Source organism: Aquabacterium sp. (assembly GCF_004297345.1).
Classification (GTDB): Bacteria; Pseudomonadota; Gammaproteobacteria; order Burkholderiales; family Burkholderiaceae_C; genus Aquabacterium.
This window is the reverse complement of record NZ_SCTN01000505.1, coordinates 1-16,615: the sequence shown is the minus strand read 5'-3', so window position 1 is coordinate 16,615 and position 16,615 is coordinate 1. Positions and strand designations below refer to the sequence as shown.

At 60.4% G+C, this 16,615-nt stretch carries 13 protein-coding genes and 1 pseudogene; 3 read left to right on the top strand and 11 right to left on the bottom strand.

The window, feature by feature from the left end:
* From EPO09_RS19540 to EPO09_RS19530, 3 genes and pseudogenes are all read right to left on the bottom strand, one after another.
* Positions 1–652, bottom strand: a pseudogene (locus EPO09_RS19540) (hypothetical protein); the annotation flags it as partial.
* A complete protein-coding gene (gene scpB / locus EPO09_RS19535) occupies positions 649–1,431 on the bottom strand; it encodes an SMC-Scp complex subunit ScpB (protein WP_290645781.1) in 783 nt (260 codons plus the stop codon). The pseudogene EPO09_RS19540 and the gene scpB, both read right to left, overlap by 4 nt.
* 290 nt (positions 1,432–1,721) lie before the next feature.
* Positions 1,722–2,816 carry an RluA family pseudouridine synthase gene (locus EPO09_RS19530; protein ID WP_290645779.1) on the bottom strand — a complete coding sequence of 365 codons (1,095 nt, stop codon included), beginning with the start codon at positions 2,814–2,816 and terminating at the stop codon, positions 1,722–1,724.
* Positions 2,817–2,935: 119 nt separating this feature from the next.
* Here EPO09_RS19530 and EPO09_RS19525 point away from each other — a divergent pair, with 119 nt between their 5' ends.
* Positions 2,936–3,766: an outer membrane protein assembly factor BamD gene (locus EPO09_RS19525; RefSeq protein ID WP_290645787.1), complete on the top strand. Its 831-nt coding sequence runs from the start codon at positions 2,936–2,938 to the stop codon at positions 3,764–3,766.
* A gap of 75 nt (positions 3,767–3,841) precedes the next feature.
* On the opposite strand, the gene aceK is transcribed toward EPO09_RS19525, so the two are convergent.
* A complete protein-coding gene (gene aceK / locus EPO09_RS19520) occupies positions 3,842–5,740 on the bottom strand; it encodes a bifunctional isocitrate dehydrogenase kinase/phosphatase (protein ID WP_290645777.1) in 1,899 nt (632 codons plus the stop codon).
* Between the two features lie 39 nt (positions 5,741–5,779).
* Complete coding sequence (gene can / locus EPO09_RS19515; protein ID WP_290645775.1) at positions 5,780–6,442, bottom strand: carbonate dehydratase; 663 nt, start codon at positions 6,440–6,442, stop codon at positions 5,780–5,782.
* Between the two features lie 215 nt (positions 6,443–6,657).
* Here can and EPO09_RS19510 point away from each other — a divergent pair, with 215 nt between their 5' ends.
* The gene (locus tag EPO09_RS19510) at positions 6,658–7,728 is read left to right on the top strand and encodes an MBL fold metallo-hydrolase (protein ID WP_290645773.1); all 1,071 of its coding nucleotides are present in this window, start codon (positions 6,658–6,660) and stop codon (positions 7,726–7,728) included.
* Between the two features lie 34 nt (positions 7,729–7,762).
* Here EPO09_RS19510 and EPO09_RS19505 read toward each other — a convergent pair whose 3' ends face one another.
* From EPO09_RS19505 to EPO09_RS19480, 6 genes are all read right to left on the bottom strand, one after another.
* The gene (locus EPO09_RS19505) at positions 7,763–8,674 is read right to left on the bottom strand and encodes a M48 family metallopeptidase (RefSeq protein ID WP_290645771.1); all 912 of its coding nucleotides are present in this window, start codon (positions 8,672–8,674) and stop codon (positions 7,763–7,765) included.
* Positions 8,675–8,808: 134 nt separating this feature from the next.
* The gene (gene gmhB, locus EPO09_RS19500; RefSeq protein WP_290645769.1) at positions 8,809–9,417 is read right to left on the bottom strand and encodes a D-glycero-beta-D-manno-heptose 1,7-bisphosphate 7-phosphatase; all 609 of its coding nucleotides are present in this window, start codon (positions 9,415–9,417) and stop codon (positions 8,809–8,811) included.
* A 34-nt stretch (positions 9,418–9,451) separates the two neighbouring features.
* Positions 9,452–11,623 (bottom strand): glycine--tRNA ligase subunit beta, encoded by a 2,172-nt coding sequence (gene glyS, locus EPO09_RS19495; RefSeq protein ID WP_290645768.1) that lies wholly within the window; start codon positions 11,621–11,623, stop codon positions 9,452–9,454.
* A 2-nt stretch (positions 11,624–11,625) separates the two neighbouring features.
* On the bottom strand, positions 11,626–12,561 hold the full coding sequence (gene glyQ, locus EPO09_RS19490) for a glycine--tRNA ligase subunit alpha (protein WP_290645785.1): 936 nt from the start codon (positions 12,559–12,561) through the stop codon (positions 11,626–11,628).
* A 124-nt stretch (positions 12,562–12,685) separates the two neighbouring features.
* Positions 12,686–14,293, bottom strand: a complete 1,608-nt coding sequence (lnt, locus tag EPO09_RS19485; protein ID WP_290645766.1) for an apolipoprotein N-acyltransferase — start codon at positions 14,291–14,293, stop codon at positions 12,686–12,688.
* Positions 14,294–14,303: 10 nt separating this feature from the next.
* A complete protein-coding gene (locus EPO09_RS19480; RefSeq protein ID WP_290645783.1) occupies positions 14,304–15,122 on the bottom strand; it encodes an HlyC/CorC family transporter in 819 nt (272 codons plus the stop codon).
* Between the two features lie 188 nt (positions 15,123–15,310).
* Between EPO09_RS19480 and EPO09_RS19475 the strand changes: the two genes are divergently transcribed.
* Positions 15,311–16,363, top strand: coding sequence for a GTP-binding protein (locus tag EPO09_RS19475; RefSeq protein ID WP_290645764.1), 1,053 nt, complete (start codon positions 15,311–15,313; stop codon positions 16,361–16,363).
* Positions 16,364–16,615 lie beyond the last annotated feature (252 nt).

The following is a 16,615-nucleotide window of genomic DNA, read 5'->3' as shown; positions in this document are numbered from 1 at the left end:
CCGATCTCTCGTCACCAGCATCACCCGACAACTCGCCAGAATCACCCTCACCCGATTCGATGTCGCCAGCCTGCGCTACGCGATCTTCACGAGGAGGACGATCGCCGCGCTCGCCACGTTCACCACGGGGGCCGCGCTGACGATCTCCACGATCGCGATCACGGCGACCACGCCCCTCGCGAGGCGCAGGACCGCCCTCAGACCCTTCTGGCGATGCGGGCGCGGTCTCCATACCGCCTGCATCGACAGCAGACTCCTGTGCCGATTGGTTGACGCCATACGCGATATTTTCGCTAACTGCATCCACCGACAGCACGGGCGCAGCGACAGCCCCCTCCGCGGCGGCATCCACCACATTCGCAGCCTTCTTGCGGGGCGCGCGCTTGGGCTTGGCTGGCGCCGCAGCATCAACGGCCACCTCAGCAACGACCTCCGCCGTCACCTCGGCCGGCGCAGCCTCAACCGAGACCTTCTTGCGGCGCACTGCTGTTTTCTTGGCTGGCGCAGCCTCTTCGGACGCGGTCACTGCATCTGCAGCGGGCGCAGCGTCATCGGCTGCCTTCGTACGACGCGTACGCTTGGGCTTGACCACCTCTTCGGTGACCAATGGCTGTTCATTGGGATCTTGCATGGGCACGTTGTCTGTGGTCATGGAGCAGGGAAATCGGAATGTGGTTCTGTGTCGGCAGGTGCCTGCACTTCAGGCGCAGCAGCCGGTTCTTCTTCAAATATGTCGTCAGACGCTGCAGCCGGCTGCTCAGCAGCCCTCACTTCAGCATCGCCATCAGCATCCAGCAAGGACGGTTGATCAGCCTCACCTGACAGCCCATCCTGGTCACCCGCACCCTCAGCAGGCGCATCATCGCCCGCTTCGGCGGCATCCAGGCCGGGCAACAGGGCCTGACTGACAGGCAAGCCGTCCAGCGTTGGCAACTCGTTGAGCGAAGCCAGCCCCAGGTCATCCAGGAACTGCTTTGTCGTGGCATACAAGCCGGGGCGACCAGGCGCCTCGCGGTGCCCGATTACTTCCACCCAGCCACGCTCTTCCAGTTGCTTGACGATGTTGGAACTCACCGTCACGCCGCGAATGGCCTCAATGTCACCACGCGTGACCGGCTGCTTGTAGGCAATGATGGCCAGCGTCTCCAGGGTGGCGCGAGAGTACTTGGGCGGCTTCTCAGGGTTCAGGCGATCCAGATGAGGCTGGATCTCGGCCCGAGTCTGAAAGCGCCAGCCATGCGCAGTCTGACGCAACTCAACCCCTCGGCCATCCCATCGTGTGCCCAACTCGGCCAACAGCGACAGCACTGTGTCCGCCGACATGGTGTCGTCGAACAACTGGCGCATTTCACGCACCGTCATTGGCTGGTGGGCGCACATCAGCGCCGCTTCAAGAACGCACTGGGCATCCTGAGGATTGAGGACTTCCATCTCTTCAATCGAACATGGCCGGAACGCCTGGCATGGCTTCCGTACAAAACGCTTGATACAGGACCGCCGCAGTCATGCCGCAGATCCACGAATCAGGCTACTCGGGGGTGCGTCATGCACCCGATTTCTTCAAAAATAGGGACCTCAAATCGAGGTGATCAGGCCGGGGAACGCCTTGAGGGCTGACCTCCCGTGACAGGCTTTTTCTCAAAAGCCACCCGATTTCGGGCTCTTGACCCGATATCTATCGACACATTATGCACCACTTACGCAGAATCTGGCGGCATTCATCAAGCGGCCTGCCCAGACTCGGCCAACATGGCCCACGCGGCAGCCATATCATCCGGCAAAGGGGCCTCGAATTTCACGGTCTGGCCAGTGGCTGGATGCACAAAGGACAACCTGGCGGCGTGCAAAGCCTGGCGCGTCATACCCAACGCAAGCGCACCACCGTACACGGCGTCAGCCACCAAGGGGTGCTTTCGGCTGCTCAGGTGAACGCGAATCTGGTGGGTGCGGCCTGTGTGCAAAGTACACAAGACGCCACTGAAGCGCCGCGCGGGCAGTTGCTCGCTCTTGCTGACCGCGGCAGGCGCCCACTCCCCTAACAAAAGGCACTGCACATCGGTTCTGGCCGGCTTGCCAGAGGGCACCACCGCCATTTTGATGCGCGTCGCTGGATCACGGCCAATGGACGACTCGACGGAAAAAGATGCGGCGACATGCCCATGCGCCAGCGCCAGATATTGCCTGCTGACCTCACGGGCGGCGATGGCACGAGTCAAAGCCGTGACCGCAACCACGGTCTTGCCGACCACCATCAAACCGCTGGTGTCCTTGTCCAACCGGTGAACAATGCCTGCGCGCGGGAGATCGGCGGCACCGGCATGGTGCGCCAACAGCCCATTCATCAAAGTGCCCGTCCAGTTGCCTGCAGCCGGATGCACCACCAGGCCCGCCGGCTTGTTGACCACAAGCAGGTGCTCGTCCTCGAACACAATGGGCAAATCCATGGGCTCAGCCAGAAACGCCTGACTTTGCGCTGTGGGTTTCAGCACCACAGCCACTTGCTGCCCAACCAACACCTTGCGAGAAGCGGAGTTGGCCACCTTGCCATCCACCTCGACACACCCCTCCTCCACCAGGCCCTTGAGGTGACTGCGAGAAAACTCCGACGCCCCAGTCACCAAAAACACATCCAGACGCTGCCCATGTGCCGCAGCATCGACCAACAACACGCGGCGCTCCGGCACGCGTGCGCTCGCCACCAACTCCGGGGCTGGAATGTCCGACCAGTCATCGTCAGGCAAGTCGACGTCAGCGACCTCTTCTGACAAGGGGACCGCAACAGGGGAAGAAGATTCAATACGAGGACGACGCGCCATGTGGCAAACAAACCCGGTAAGTGGACAAAGATGGGCCCGAGGGCTTCTATACTGCAGGCTCCGACGCTGCAAGGCGGGACTGCAAGCGGAGCGATCCGCAACATAAACACGTGAAACTGCTGAAGAACACCTCTTGGAGCACCTGGCCCCGCCAGCGTGCCGGCTTGCTGGCACTGGCTGTGAGCGCCCTCATGGTGGCATGCGGATCGGCCCCTCAAGACGAGTTTGCCAACATCAGCCCGGACAAATTGTACGCAGACGCCAAGGAAGAGGCGGATGACGGCAATTTCGAAAGCGCCATCAAGCGCCTTGAAAAGGTGGAGGCACGGGCATCCGGCACCGTCCTCGCGCAGCAAGCCCAGATCGACCTGGCCTACGCCTACTACAAAACGGGCGAGAAGGCCCAGGCGCTGGCCAAGCTCGAACGCTTCATTCGACTGCACCCTACCAGCCCGGCACTGGACTACGCTTACTACCTGCAAGGTCTGATCAACTTCAATGATGACCTGGGGCTGTTCGGTCGCCTGGCCAGCCAGGATCTGGCCGAGCGGGACCAGCAAGCTGCACGTGATGCCTACGAGTCATTCAGGCTGCTGAGCGACCGCTTCCCCAACTCGAAATACACGCCAGATGCGCGCCTGCGCATGAACCACATCGTCAATTCGCTGGCTGCCGGCGAAGTGCATGTGGCGCGCTACTATCTGCGCCGCGGTGCCAATCTGGCTGCAGCCAATCGGGCGCAGCAAGCGGTCAAGGACTACCGCCAGTCGCCCGCAATCGAAGAAGCGCTCTACATCATGACGAAGGCGTACGACAACCTGGGCCTGGTCCAATTGCGTGACGACGCCCAGCGCGTGCTCCAGCAAAGCTTTCCTGGCAGCAAGTACCTGGGTGAACAAGCTCAGACACAACAAGCGCCAGTCAGCAAGCCCTGGTGGCAACTCTGGTGAACTGACGTTCTTCGTCATCAAAAAAAGGGGCTTCAAGCCCCCTTTTTCATGCCGGCAGCTTGCCGCCACGGTTCATCAGTCGCCGCTGGCTGCACCACCCGTGGTGAAACCAGACAGCGTCCCCTGATCGTGCACATCACGACCCAACGGTCGCACGTCCACCGGCTCCTCCGTTGGCGCGATTTCATCCGATGGATCGAGGGGCGTCTGCGCGCTGTGGATACGATGCACAAAACGCCGCGCCCGGTCGTACGGGAACACGTCGTGCACATAACCAGCCTTGATGCGCTCTTTATGCTGCTGCCAGAAATCGGCCTCAAGCAGATCGGCATGGTGCTTCATGAAGATGGCACGCACGCGCGGGTCGCCCAAGAGGAACGGGCCAAAGGTTTCAGGGAACACGTCATGCGGCCCCACTGAATACCAGATTTCGCCAGACATCTCATCTTCCTCATTGCGAGGCTCGGGCACCTTGCGGAACACGCAGTCAGTGACGTACTCGATTTCGTCGTAGTCATAGAACACGACCTTGCCATTGCGCGTCACACCGAAGTTCTTCCACAGCATGTCGCCAGGGAAGATGTTGGCGGCCACCAGGTCCTTCAAGGCATTGCCGTATTCGATCACGGCATGCTCCAGCGACTCCCCTGAGGCTTCCTGGATGTAGATGTTGAGCGGCACCATGCGGCGCTCGATGTAAAGATGTTTGAGGATCAGCACCTTGCCGTCTTCATCTTCCTCGATGACGCTGGGCGAGAACTTGCGCAGCTCTTCGATCAGCTCGTCATCAAAGCGATGACGGGGGAACGCCACGTTCGTGAACTCCAGCGAATCAGCCATGCGCCCGACGCGATCGTGCTGTTTCACGAGCTGGTACTTGCCCATGATCTGAGCGCGTGTGGTTTCCTTTTGGGGTGGAAAGTAGTCCTTGATCACCTTGAACACAAAGGGATAGGACGGCAGATCGAACACCAGCATGACCATGCCCTTGATGCCAGGGGCAATGCGAAACTTGTCGCTCGAATGCTTGAGGTGGAAAAGGAAATCCCGATAGAAGAGGTTCTTGCCGTGCTTCTGCAGGCCGATGGCGCTGTAGAGCTCCCCACGTGGCTTGCGCGGCATCAACGTGCGCAGGAATTGCACATAGGCCGATGGCACAGGCATGTTGACCATGAAGTAGGCGCGAGCAAAGCTGAACAAGGCCAACAGATCGTCCTCGCCAAACAGCGCCGCATCAATGTAGAGACGGTTCTTAGAGTTGTGCAGGATGGGAATGGCAAACGGCAGGCTGCGGAAACCGTTCACCACTTTGCCAACGATGTAGGCCCCTTTGTTTCGAAAGAACAGGGACGACAACACCTGGATCTGGAAGTTGGTACGCAGGCGCACATTGCCGACCTGTTCCAGCAACGCCTCATGAACAAAGTCGATATCCCTGTCCAGGTCCTCGAAAGGAATGGCTAACTCATAGTTGACGACCAGCGTCTTGAGCATCTCCCGCATGTTCTCGCGCGTGGGGTAATACGCCCGGAAGGTGGCATTGCCCTCGCCTTCGTCATCATCGATGTACTCGGTCGACACGGCCGGGCGCACAAAGATGAAGTCGTTCTTGTAGTACTTGCGATGCAGGATCTTGATCGTGACCGAGTTGAAGAAGGTTTCGGCCAACTCCGGCTGTTTGTGGCCGGTCAGCAAGCCGATGTAGAACAGCTTGATCTGGTGCCAGACCTCCATCGGCAAGGAGCTGGCCTGGTAGTCCTGATCCAGGCGCTCCACGGCCTCATCCACCCGCAAGTCATAGAACTCGATACGCACGCGCTGAGCCGTCTGCTGACCATGCCAATCTGCTTCTTCAAAGCGCCTCTTGGACTGCGCACTCGTTTCGCTGAAGATTTTGTAGTGGCGATCAAAGCCATCCAGCAAAGCCTTGGCGATTTCAAAGACACGGGGGTCGGTCAGCTGTTGAGGAAACATCGTTTGCCTTGAATGAACGAGGAGAACAGGTGGGGATGATCAGGTTTTGCTTGCGTAACGCTGCTTGAGTTTGGTCAGCGCTTCGGTATAGGCCTCACTCAACGCCACCGGATTGGCCACAGACATGCGCAAGTCATTGATCAAACCATTTTGCAAGCCGTATACCAGCCCGTGAACCATGACTTCCTGGCCACGCGCCCAGGCGTCCTGCACCACTGTGGTGTGGCACACATTGAGGCTTTGCTCCAGCACATTGAGTTCGCACAGCGCATCCAGCCGGGCTTGCCCTTCAGGCAGACCGAACAACCAATCCTTATGCTGATGTCGCACATCCTGAACGTGACGCAGCCAGTTGTCGGCGATACCGATACGCAGGTTTTCCATCGCGGCCTTGACGCCACTGCAACCATAGTGCCCCACCACCATGATGTGCTTGACCTTGAGCGAATCGATGGCGAACTCCATGACGGAGAGGCAGTTCAAGTCAGAGTGCACAACCACATTGGCCACATTGCGGTGCACGAACAACTCGCCCGGCAGCAAACCGCAAATTTCGTTGGCTGGAACGCGGCTGTCTGCGCAACCGATCCACAGGTACTGAGGCGACTGCTGTTGCTGCAGCCTGGAGAAGAAGCCGGGGGTGCGTTGCTCAATGTCACGCGCCCAGATCCGGTTGTTTTCAAACAGGTGATCAAGTGTCATAGCAAGGAGTGTAGTAAGGGATGCCACGTATCCTGCTGTCGAGACGCAAAAGAAGCATTGCCGACACCGATTTCCCACGCAGCGGTCATTGTTATCAAAAATAACAAAATATCCGAATCGAAACCCAGCCGCTTGAGCCTGGGTTCGCCCTTTTCAGGACACAGCACGAAGGGTCACAAGGCACAATGGATCGCACCCCGAAACATGTGAGCGCCATGCACGCCCCAACGTCCCCCTTGCTCTATCCGTTCAACGACACTCGCCCGGCTGTTGGCGAGTTGATGACATTGCGCCCAGGCCTGCACTGGATCCGCATGCCCATGCCTTTTGCGCTCAACCACATCAACCTGTGGGCGCTCGATGACGAACTCGCTGGCCAACCCGGATGGACGATCGTCGACGCTGGCGTGGCCACGGAAGCCATACGCGAGGCGTGGCAAAGCTTGTGGCAAGGCCCGCTGGCTGGCCAGCCTTTGACAAGAATGCTGGTCACGCACATGCACCCGGATCATGTCGGCAATGCCCAGTGGCTGATCGAGCACTTCAGCGCACCGGGCCAAGCTGCGCGCCTGTGGATGAGCGCCACGGATCACTTCGCTGCGCAACTGGCTTGCGAATCGACAACCGGTTTTGGCGGACCACGCGCGGCCGATTTCTTCGCCGAGCATGGGCTGAACCAGCCCGAGGACGTGAGCAAAGTTCGCGGCCGCAGCAACTACTTCAAATCGCTGGTACCACAGGTGCCCTACGACTACCGTCGGTTGATGGACGGCATGACCGTGACGATTGGCGAGCGCGAATGGCGCTGCATGGCAGGTTATGGACACAGCCCGGAGCACATGTCTCTGTTCAACGAGCGTGATGGCCTGCTGATCTCCGGCGACATGCTCTTGCCCAGCATCTCGACCAACGTCAGCGTCGTGGATCTGGAACCCGAAGGCGACTCGCTGGGACTGTTCCTGAACTCGCTTGACAAGATGACCGACTTGCCAGCCTGCACACTAGCCCTGCCCTCACACGGCCTGCCGTTTACCGGCATCCACGCGCGCATCCAACAGCTGAAAGACCACCATCGGGATCGTCTCGACGACGTCATGGCCGCCTGCAGTATCAAGCCCAGCCATGCAGCCGACATGCTGCCCGTGCTGTTCAAGCGCCAACTCGATCTGCACCAGACCACGTTTGCCATGGGCGAAGCCATCGCCCACCTCAACTACCTCTGGCACCGAGGCCTGCTCAGCCGCAGCCGTTCGCCTGAAGGCACGTGGCTGTACGAGAAGGCTTGAGGCGGCATCGAAGCCGCCTCAAGCCGCCAAGCGATCAGTCAGGAATGACCGCGTGCCGGAGTTGGTCTCGCGGCCCGTCGAACTCCGGCATCACCGAACGCACAACCTCCCAGAAGCGGGGGCTGTGGTTCATCTCGCGCAAGTGCGCCAGTTCGTGCGCCACAACGTAGTCGATGACATCGACCCCGAAATGAATCAGACGCCAGTGCAAGCGAATGGAGCCGTCCACGCTGGCACTGCCCCAACGGGTCTTGGCAGATGACAGGCTGACTTTGCGTACCGACACATCCAGGCGCTCGGCGTACACGGGCACGCGGGCCTGGAAGACCTTCACAGCCTCTTGCTGCAACCAGTCTTGCACGGCATCGCGAATCTGCTCCGCCGAGGCGTTTTGCGGCAGGCCCAGATGCAGCGTGCGTTGCGCCACACCAGGCAGCGCGCGCTCCACAATGGCGGAGGGTTCATGCAACACGGCACCCGACACGCGAGGGTCCAGCACCAGCACAACAGAATCACCTAGATAGGGCACGGTGGCGCCTTCACGCCAGTCAATGCGCGCAGATAACTGCTTTTGAGCACGTTCGCGCTGCTCGACCAGCTTGGTGCAGATCCAGCGCTCCTTGGCTCGCAGGGCTGTTTCAATGTCAGTAGACGACACCCAGCGCGGCGCGCGTACGCTCAAGCCTTCAACACCAACGACCATGCCGATGGAGCGACGGCGAGCGCGCTGAATCTCATACGACACAACGGCCTTGCCCAGGCGAATTTCGTGCTGGGCCTGGGGGTGGCGAAACCATGGCAAGCCGCACACCGGATGGCATTCGACATGCGGATGATGAGGTGCCCGCAGCGCAGACGTGGTGGCAGACGCAGGGGCGTCATCCAGAGCTGGCAAACCATCGCCCCGCCCTGCGGGATCGGATGCCAACGATGAAGAAGAGGACAAAGGGGGAGCCGCAAGCGGCGATACAGCAGCAGTCAAAGGAGGCAGAAAATTAAATACAGCAGGGATAGCCAACGGCGGTTCCGCGTGGAGCTCATCGGCTCCCCACAGCACCAGCTGCATCGGCGCGGGGAGTTTCAAGTCAACTCCCCCATATGGGTCGCAACCGGGCTGTCTTCGCCATGGGCCTTGCGATCCCGCAGGACAAGGAAATCCGCAAACGCAGAAAGATCAGGATGGATCGTCAGATCCGGGACGCGCTGGCGCAGGTCATACAGATCGGCCTCGCTCATTGTGGCGGCCTGCCCGGTTCGCACCAGGTGCGGCTCGCAACCAACCGATTGCGCGGCCAGCACATCACGCGGCAGATCACCCACCATCGGCACACCGTCCAGGCTGCGCCCGAACCGCTGGCCAATCATCTGGAACAGCCCCGGCAAAGGCTTGCGGCAGGTGCAGTGATCTTCCGGGGTATGAGGGCAGAAAAACACCGCCTCGACCCGCCCACCGACACGCGCCAGCAACTGGTTCATCTTGGCGTGCATGGCATTGAGCGCGACCATGTCGAACAGGCCTCGGCCGATGCCGGACTGGTTCGTCGCCACGACCACATGCCAGCCGGCATGGTTCAGTCGGGCGATGGCCTCAAGCGCGCCGGGCAGCGGCACCCACTCGTCGCTGGACTTGATGTAGTCCTCGCGTTCGTGGTTGATCGTGCCGTCGCGATCGAGGATGACCAGTTTCATGCCCTCTCCGGGGTGGATGCGTCCAGACAAGAGATCACGCCGCCAGTCTGGAGATATCCGCCACCTGGTTCATGGCCTTGTGCATGGTGGCCAGGAGACCCAGACGGTTTGCCTTCAGGGCAGCGTCATCGGCATTGACCATGACGCCATCAAAGAACGCGTCAACCGGTGCGCGCAGCACCGCCAGCGCCTGCAAGCTTGCAGTGTAGTCACCTTCTTCGAACGCTGCGCGTGCTTTTGGCGCAGCTGCCTGCAATGCTTCATAAAGCGCGGCCTCGGCAGCTTCCTTGAGCAAGGCGGTATCAACCTTGGCTTCCACCTCGGTCTCGGCCTTCTTGAGGATGTTGCCCACGCGCTTGTTGGCGGCAGCCAATGCAGCAGCCTCAGGGAGCGCGGCAAATGCACGCACCGCAGCCAGGCGGCGCGGCACGTCGCCCAGACGCTCTGGTTGCAGGGCCAGCACGGCGTCCACTTCCTGGGCGCTGTAGCCTTGTTCGCGCAGCGACACGGCCAGGCGGTCAGAGAAGAAGCTCAGCAGGTGCTCGGCCGGGTTGTTGATCAGCTCACCGAACACGGGAATGACCGCAGCCAGCAAGGCAGACAGATCCAGCGGCAGGTTGTTTTCAACCAGGATGCGGATCACGCCCAGGGCATGACGACGCAGGGCAAACGGATCCTTGTCACCCGTGGGCAACTGGCCGATGCCGAACAGACCCACCAGCGTTTCCAGCTTGTCGGCCAGGGCCACCACGGTGCCAGTGTGGTTGCGCGGCAGCGCATCGCCAGCGAAACGGGGCTTGTAGTGATCTTCGATCGCGATGGCCACGCCGTCACGCAAGCCTTCATGGCGCGCGTAGTAGGCGCCCATGATCCCTTGCAGTTCAGGGAACTCGCCGACCATGTCGGTCAGCAGGTCGGTCTTGGCCAGGCGAGCAGCCTGCTGAGCCTTGCTGTCGAGCACATCGAAGTGGTCCTTGGCATCCACCGTGAAAGGCACGGTCGCCAGGCTCCATTGCTTGACGATCTCGTGGGCAATGGCGCGCACACGTTCTGCGCGCTCACCTTGCGTGCCCAGCTTGCCGTGGTACACCACCTTGGCCAGGCCACCCACGCGGGATTCCAGCGTCTTCTTGCGATCCTGATCGAAGAAGAACTTGGCATCCGCCAGACGCGGACGAACCACGCGCTCGTTGCCGCCGATCACGGCACTGGGGTCTTGCGGATTGATGTTGCTGACGATCAGGAACTGATTGGTCAGCTTGCCCGACTCGTCCAGCAGCGGGAAGTACTTCTGGTTGGCCTTCATCGTGAGGATCAGGCATTCCTGCGGCACGTCCAGGAAGGCTTCCTCAAAGCGGCCCGTCAGCACATTGGGGCGCTCGACCAGGGCCGTGACCTCATCAAGCAAGGCATCGTCTTCGATGGGCTTGAGATTGGTGCCGGCCTTGGCTGCAGCGGCGGCCAACTGGCGCACGATTTCGGCGCGGCGGTCGGCAAAGCTGGCGATGACGGCACCGTCATGCTGCAACTGCTCGGCGTAAGTATCGGCCGTCAACAAAATGATCTTCTCAACGCGGGCTTCGAAGCGATGCCCCACAGTGCTACGGCCTGCCTTGAGGCCGAGCGCAGCAATCTGCACTTCCTGATCGCCATGCAAGGCCACCAGTCCATGCGCCGGGCGCACGAAGTTCACGCTGGTCCAACCGGGCTGGAAACCGACGCCTTCGCCCTGCTCCAGTTGGTAGGTCATGACCTTGGGGATAGGCAGCTTGGCGATGCTTTCGTCCAGCGCCTTTTGCAGGCCTTCAGCCAAGGCCGCACCCGCTTTGACACTGTCAAAAAACAGCGCCTCGGCCTTGCCATCAGGCGCGCGCTTGAGGCCAGCAACAGCCTCAGGCCCTGCACCCAGCGCAGCCAGCTTCTTGAGCAGCGCTGGCGTGGCATTGCCGCTTGCATCCAGGCCAACAGCTACTGGCATCAGCTTTTGCTGGACAGCCTGATCAGCAGCCTTGGCGGCCACATCGGTCACATGCACAGCCAGGCGGCGCGGCGACGCATACGAGGTCACAACGGCATCAGCCTTGGCCAGGCCTTGCGCCTTCAGGCTGTCGGCCAGCACATTGGCAAACGACTCACCCAGCTTCTTGAGCGCCTTGGGAGGCAACTCTTCTACAAACAGTTCAACGAGGAGGTTGGCGGTGTGCATGTTCAGGCAGCCTTCTTGTTATTCAGTTGTTCAATCACCTCGTCCGCCCAGGCCTTTGGCGCCATCGGGAAGCCCAGACGGGCACGACTGTCGAGGTAAGACGCGGCCACGGCGCGCGCCAGATTGCGGATGCGACCAATATAGGCAGCGCGCTCGGTCACCGAAATGGCGCCACGGGCATCCAGCAGGTTGAAGGTGTGCGCTGCTTTGAGCACTTGCTCGTAAGCAGGCAAGGCCAGCTGCTGCTCCATCAGGTACTTGGCCTGCGTCTCGTAATTGGTGAACGCACCCAGCAGGAACTCGACGTTGCTGTGCTCGAAGTTATAGGTGGATTGCTCGACCTCGTTCTGATGGAACACATCGCCGTACTTCACGACCTTGCCCGCCGGATCCTTCGAATAGACCAGGTCGTACACACTCTCCACGCCTTGCAGGTACATGGCCAGGCGCTCCAGGCCATAGGTGATCTCGCCCGTGATGGGCTTGCAGTCAATGCCGCCCACCTGCTGGAAGTAGGTGAACTGTGTCACCTCCATGCCGTTGAGCCAGACTTCCCAACCCAGGCCCCAGGCGCCCAGCGTGGGGTTCTCCCAGTCGTCTTCCACAAAGCGGATGTCGTTCTTCTTGAGATCGAAGCCCAGGGCCTCCAGCGAGCCCAGATAAAGCTCCAGGATGTTGGCAGGCGCCGGCTTGAGCACCACCTGGTATTGGTAGTAGTGCTGCAAACGGTTGGGGTTCTCGCCATAGCGGCCATCCTTGGGGCGGCGGCTGGGTTGAACGTAGGCGGCCTTCCAGGGCTCGGGGCCCAACGCGCGCAGGAAAGTGGCCGTGTGGCTGGTGCCGGCACCCACTTCCATGTCATAGGGTTGAAGCAGCGTGCAGCCCTGGGCGTCCCAATAGCTTTGCAAACGCAGGATCAGTTGCTGGAAGGTCAGCATGTTGTAGCCTTGTGTGACCTCAGCCACTCAGGAAGTGGCCTCGATCGATGAGTAAATTGATTGTGCTGTCTTGCGATCAGGTGGCCAGATCTGGCTTGCTCAACCCCGATGCAAAACCTCGATTCTAGTGAATGGCGAGGCCATCTCCACCAAGGGGCGCCAACGTGCGATTTCTCACACCCGCGCAACCCGCAGCGATCAGCAACACAGCCAGTGCGAACATGGGCCACAAGCCCCACCTGGAGGCCCAATAGGCAAAGGGCGTGATGCCCGTTCGCCCCTGCACGGAAGCCTCCAATACGCCACGGGTATTGGTCTCCAAAGCGTGTATCACGCGGCCATCGTGATCAATCACCACGGTGGCGCCCGTGTTCGTTGCACGCAGTGTGGGCAACTGGAACTCCAGCGAGCGCATGCGGGCAATCTGCAGATGCTGGTGGATAGCCACGTGCTCACCGAACCAGGCTAGATTGCTCACATTAGCCAGGATGGTCGGGGCTTGCCGCTCGTCTCTGAACCTGGCGGCAATCTCCTCGCCATACAAATCTTCATAGCAGATATTGGGCGCAATGCGCTGATCTTGCACGATGAAAGGCGGCGCATTCAGCGGACCGCGGGTGAAGTCCCCCAAAGGCATGTTCATCATCTGGACAAACCAATGAAAGCCCAGTGGGATGACCTCGCCGAACGGCACCAAGTGATGCTTGTTGTAGCGGTACATGCCCTCAGGCATCGCCATCGCATCGGCCGACAGGCCCGCCACCGAGTTGGTATAGCCCACATCAAAATCACCCAGAGGCACACCGATCAGGGCGTAGCGCTGGCTCCCGGAACCGAAGCTGCGCTTGATCTGATCCCAGTACCCCTCGGGCAATTGGGATGGCAACAAGGGAATGGCGGTCTCCGGCGCAATAACCAGCTGCCCTTTGGCAGACACGATCTGGCGCGCATGCCAAATCAGCATCGGCACCTGACGCTCGGATACGAACTTCTCGTCCTGCGCCACATTGCCTTGAAGCAGGCTCACGCTCAATACCCGACCATGCGACTGTGTGAACGAGTGCAACGGCACCTTGGACAGGCCCAGAACGGCACCAGCCAGCAACAATGGCACGCCGACCCTGGCCTTGCCAGAGCGCCCGCCCAGAATCGCCCAAACCGACGCCGCCACCATGAGCACCCAGACGCAACCCAGGCCATACACGCCCAGCCAGGGCGCCAACTTCACCAATGGCACACCGAGCATGCCGTAACCGCTTGCGCCCCATGGGAAGCCAGTGAAGATCACGGCACGGGCCCACTCAGCCGTCAGCCAGAGCCCGGAAAACAACAGCGCATCCGCCCACCAGACCTGACGACGCCAACGCGCCCAGCCCCACCCTACCGCTGCCATATACAGAGACAAAGCAGCGCACAGGCCAACAACCGCCGCGAGAGCCAGCCAGGCGGGCATCTCACCAAAGCGATGCAGGCTGACGTACATCCAGCCCGTCGCGCCGATCAGCCAGACGGTGCCATAGGTCCAGGTTGCAGCTGCGGCCTGCCTTGGCAACGAGACGTCCCGCCACAAGGCCACCAACAGCAGGCAAAGCGCCATGGTCTGAACCACGGCAGGTGCGGCCTGGTGCAGGGCCGCGCACCAGGGCGACAGCGACAAGGCATGCAAAGCCCCCCCGGCGACAGCCCAACGCACAGCACGATGCCGCCATAGGGGCGAAGAAAACTGCGTCATGAAAGGCGACTCACTGCTCGGCGGTTTCAGCGGCATCCGGCGCGCGCGTGACCTTGAACCAGCGCACGGCGCCGCCACGAGCCAGCATCACGGAAAAGCGCAAACCACCTACATCCATGTGCTCCCCTCGCCGAGGCACGCGCCCCAGCTCATGCGCCACCAGCCCGCCGATGGTGTCAAAGTCTTCTTCCGGGAGGTTGGTCTCGAAGGTTTCATTGACCGACACGATGGAAGCATCACCCGCCACGCGCTGACTGCCGTCAGCCAGCGTGAAGATGCTCGACGGGGTGTCTTCGTCGTCGAATTCGTCCTCGATCTCGCCGACGATCTCTTCCAGCACGTCTTCGATCGTCAGCAGCCCGGCCGTCTTGCCGAACTCGTCGATCACGATGGCCATGTGACTGCGGTTGGATCTGAACTCGCGCAACAGCTCGTTCAGCCCCTTCGATTCGGGCACGAACACCGGCGCACGCAACAAAGTCCGCAGGTTCAATTCGGGCGCCCGCTGCAACTTGAGCAGGTCTTTGGCCATCAACATGCCAATGATGTTGTCCCGCGAGCCCTCGAAAACAGGGAAACGTGAGTGCCCGGTTTCAATGACCAGCTTCAGCAATTGGTCGTACGGCGCATCGATATCAAGCAGGTCCATGCGTTTGACCGCGACCATGACATCGCCCGCAGACATGCTGGCCATGCGAATCACGCCCTCCAGCATCACACGGGATTCAGGCTCGATCAACTCACGGTGCTCGGCATCCGCCAGGGTTTCAATCAGCTCGGCTGTGGAGTCCGGCCCCGGGGACAGAAATTCCACCAGGCGAACAAACAGACTGCGTTGATCACGCTCCCGCTTCGGGGAATGCGCATGGTTTTTGTCAACCTTGGATGGTCGACTATGAGAAGGTTCGGACACTGGCGGGGGTGTCGTGGTTGGGATGCTGCAAGAATACCCTATGGCCGCGTCAATTCCGTCACAGCATCGCGGCAGCCAGCTCAACACAGGGCTACACTTGTGCTATGAGCCTGATTCCAGTCACCATCCTCACCGGTTTCCTTGGCAGCGGCAAGACCACGCTGCTCAAACGCATCCTCACCGAAGCTCACGGCCAGCGCATTGCCGTGATTGAAAACGAATTCGGGGAAGAAAACATCGACAACGACATCCTCGTTGCCGATACCGAAGAGCAGATCATCCAGATGAACAACGGTTGCATCTGCTGCACGATTCGCGAAGACCTGCGCGACACGCTGTCCGATCTGGCCAAGCAAAAGCGCGCCGGCACCCTGACCTTCGACCGCGTGGTCATCGAAACCACCGGCGTGGCCGATCCAGGCCCCGTCGCCCAGACCTTCTTCATGGACGACGAGATCGCCGAGTTGTACCTGCTGGACGCCATCGTCACCCTGGTGGATGCCAAACACGGCGACAAGCAGCTTGATGAACGCCAGGAAGCGCGCCGCCAGGTGGGTTTTGCCGACCAGATCTTCATGAGCAAGACCGATCTGGTCTCGAAGGAAGAGGCGGACGCCCTCTCCCACCGCATCAAGCACATGAACCCACGTGCGCCGCAGAAGCGCGTGCACTTTGGTGACGTGGCGCTCAAGGAAGTCTTTGATATCAAGGGCTTCAACCTCAACGCCAAGCTGGACATCGACCCTGACTTCCTCAAGGACGACGGCCACGCCCACCATCACCATGAGCATGGCGAACACTGCGACCATGATCACGAGCATGGCGAGCACTGCAACCACCCGCACCATCATGTGCATGACGATGACGTGAAGTCCTTCGTCTACAAGTCCAATCGCCCCTTCAACCCCACCAAGCTGGAAGATTTCCTGGGCTCCATGGTCCAGATCTACGGCCCGCGCATGCTGCGCTACAAGGGGGTTCTGAATGTCACGGGCATGGACAAAAAGGTGGTCTTCCAGGGTGTTCACCAGTTGATGGGCAGCGATGTCGGCCCGAAATGGGCCCCTGGTGAGACAAAAGTCAGCAAGATGGTGTTCATCGGTATTGACCTGCCGCAGGACCTGTTCAAAGCTGGTCTGGATCAATGCCTGTCCTGATCTGGTGTCACTGAAATACACACCTTGAGGGATAGTCTGGTGAAATCGCCCCACAAGCATGGCTACAATCCGCGCGCTTCCTGTGATGGCGCAAGCCTGACGGGAAGCCTCGTTTGACCAGACGGGCGATGGAGCAGTACCTGGCCACGCGTAACCGGATCAAGACTTCAGTCTGTGGATCACGCATTTTGGGAAGGAGGATCCTGTGACAAAAACATCCGCCTCTTCGAGCAAAACGGCTAGCACGGCTTC

What these genes read in the sequence shown, in the direction of transcription:
- glyS (WP_290645768.1), bottom strand. Translation starts at nt 11,623, where the DNA reads ATGCACACCGCCAACCTCCTCGTTGAACTGTTTGTAGAAGAGTTGCCT.
- aceK (WP_290645777.1), bottom strand. Translation starts at nt 5,740, where the DNA reads ATGTTTCCTCAACAGCTGACCGACCCCCGTGTCTTTGAAATCGCCAAG.
- EPO09_RS19530 (WP_290645779.1), bottom strand. Translation starts at nt 2,816, where the DNA reads ATGGCGCGTCGTCCTCGTATTGAATCTTCTTCCCCTGTTGCGGTCCCC.
- can (WP_290645775.1), bottom strand. Translation starts at nt 6,442, where the DNA reads ATGACACTTGATCACCTGTTTGAAAACAACCGGATCTGGGCGCGTGAC.
- scpB (WP_290645781.1), bottom strand. Translation starts at nt 1,431, where the DNA reads ATGGAAGTCCTCAATCCTCAGGATGCCCAGTGCGTTCTTGAAGCGGCG.
- lnt (WP_290645766.1), bottom strand. Translation starts at nt 14,293, where the DNA reads ATGACGCAGTTTTCTTCGCCCCTATGGCGGCATCGTGCTGTGCGTTGG.
- gmhB (WP_290645769.1), bottom strand. Translation starts at nt 9,417, where the DNA reads ATGAAACTGGTCATCCTCGATCGCGACGGCACGATCAACCACGAACGC.
- glyQ (WP_290645785.1), bottom strand. Translation starts at nt 12,561, where the DNA reads ATGCTGACCTTCCAGCAACTGATCCTGCGTTTGCAAAGCTATTGGGAC.
- EPO09_RS19510 (WP_290645773.1), top strand. Translation starts at nt 6,658, where the DNA reads ATGCACGCCCCAACGTCCCCCTTGCTCTATCCGTTCAACGACACTCGC.
- EPO09_RS19475 (WP_290645764.1), top strand. Translation starts at nt 15,311, where the DNA reads ATGAGCCTGATTCCAGTCACCATCCTCACCGGTTTCCTTGGCAGCGGC.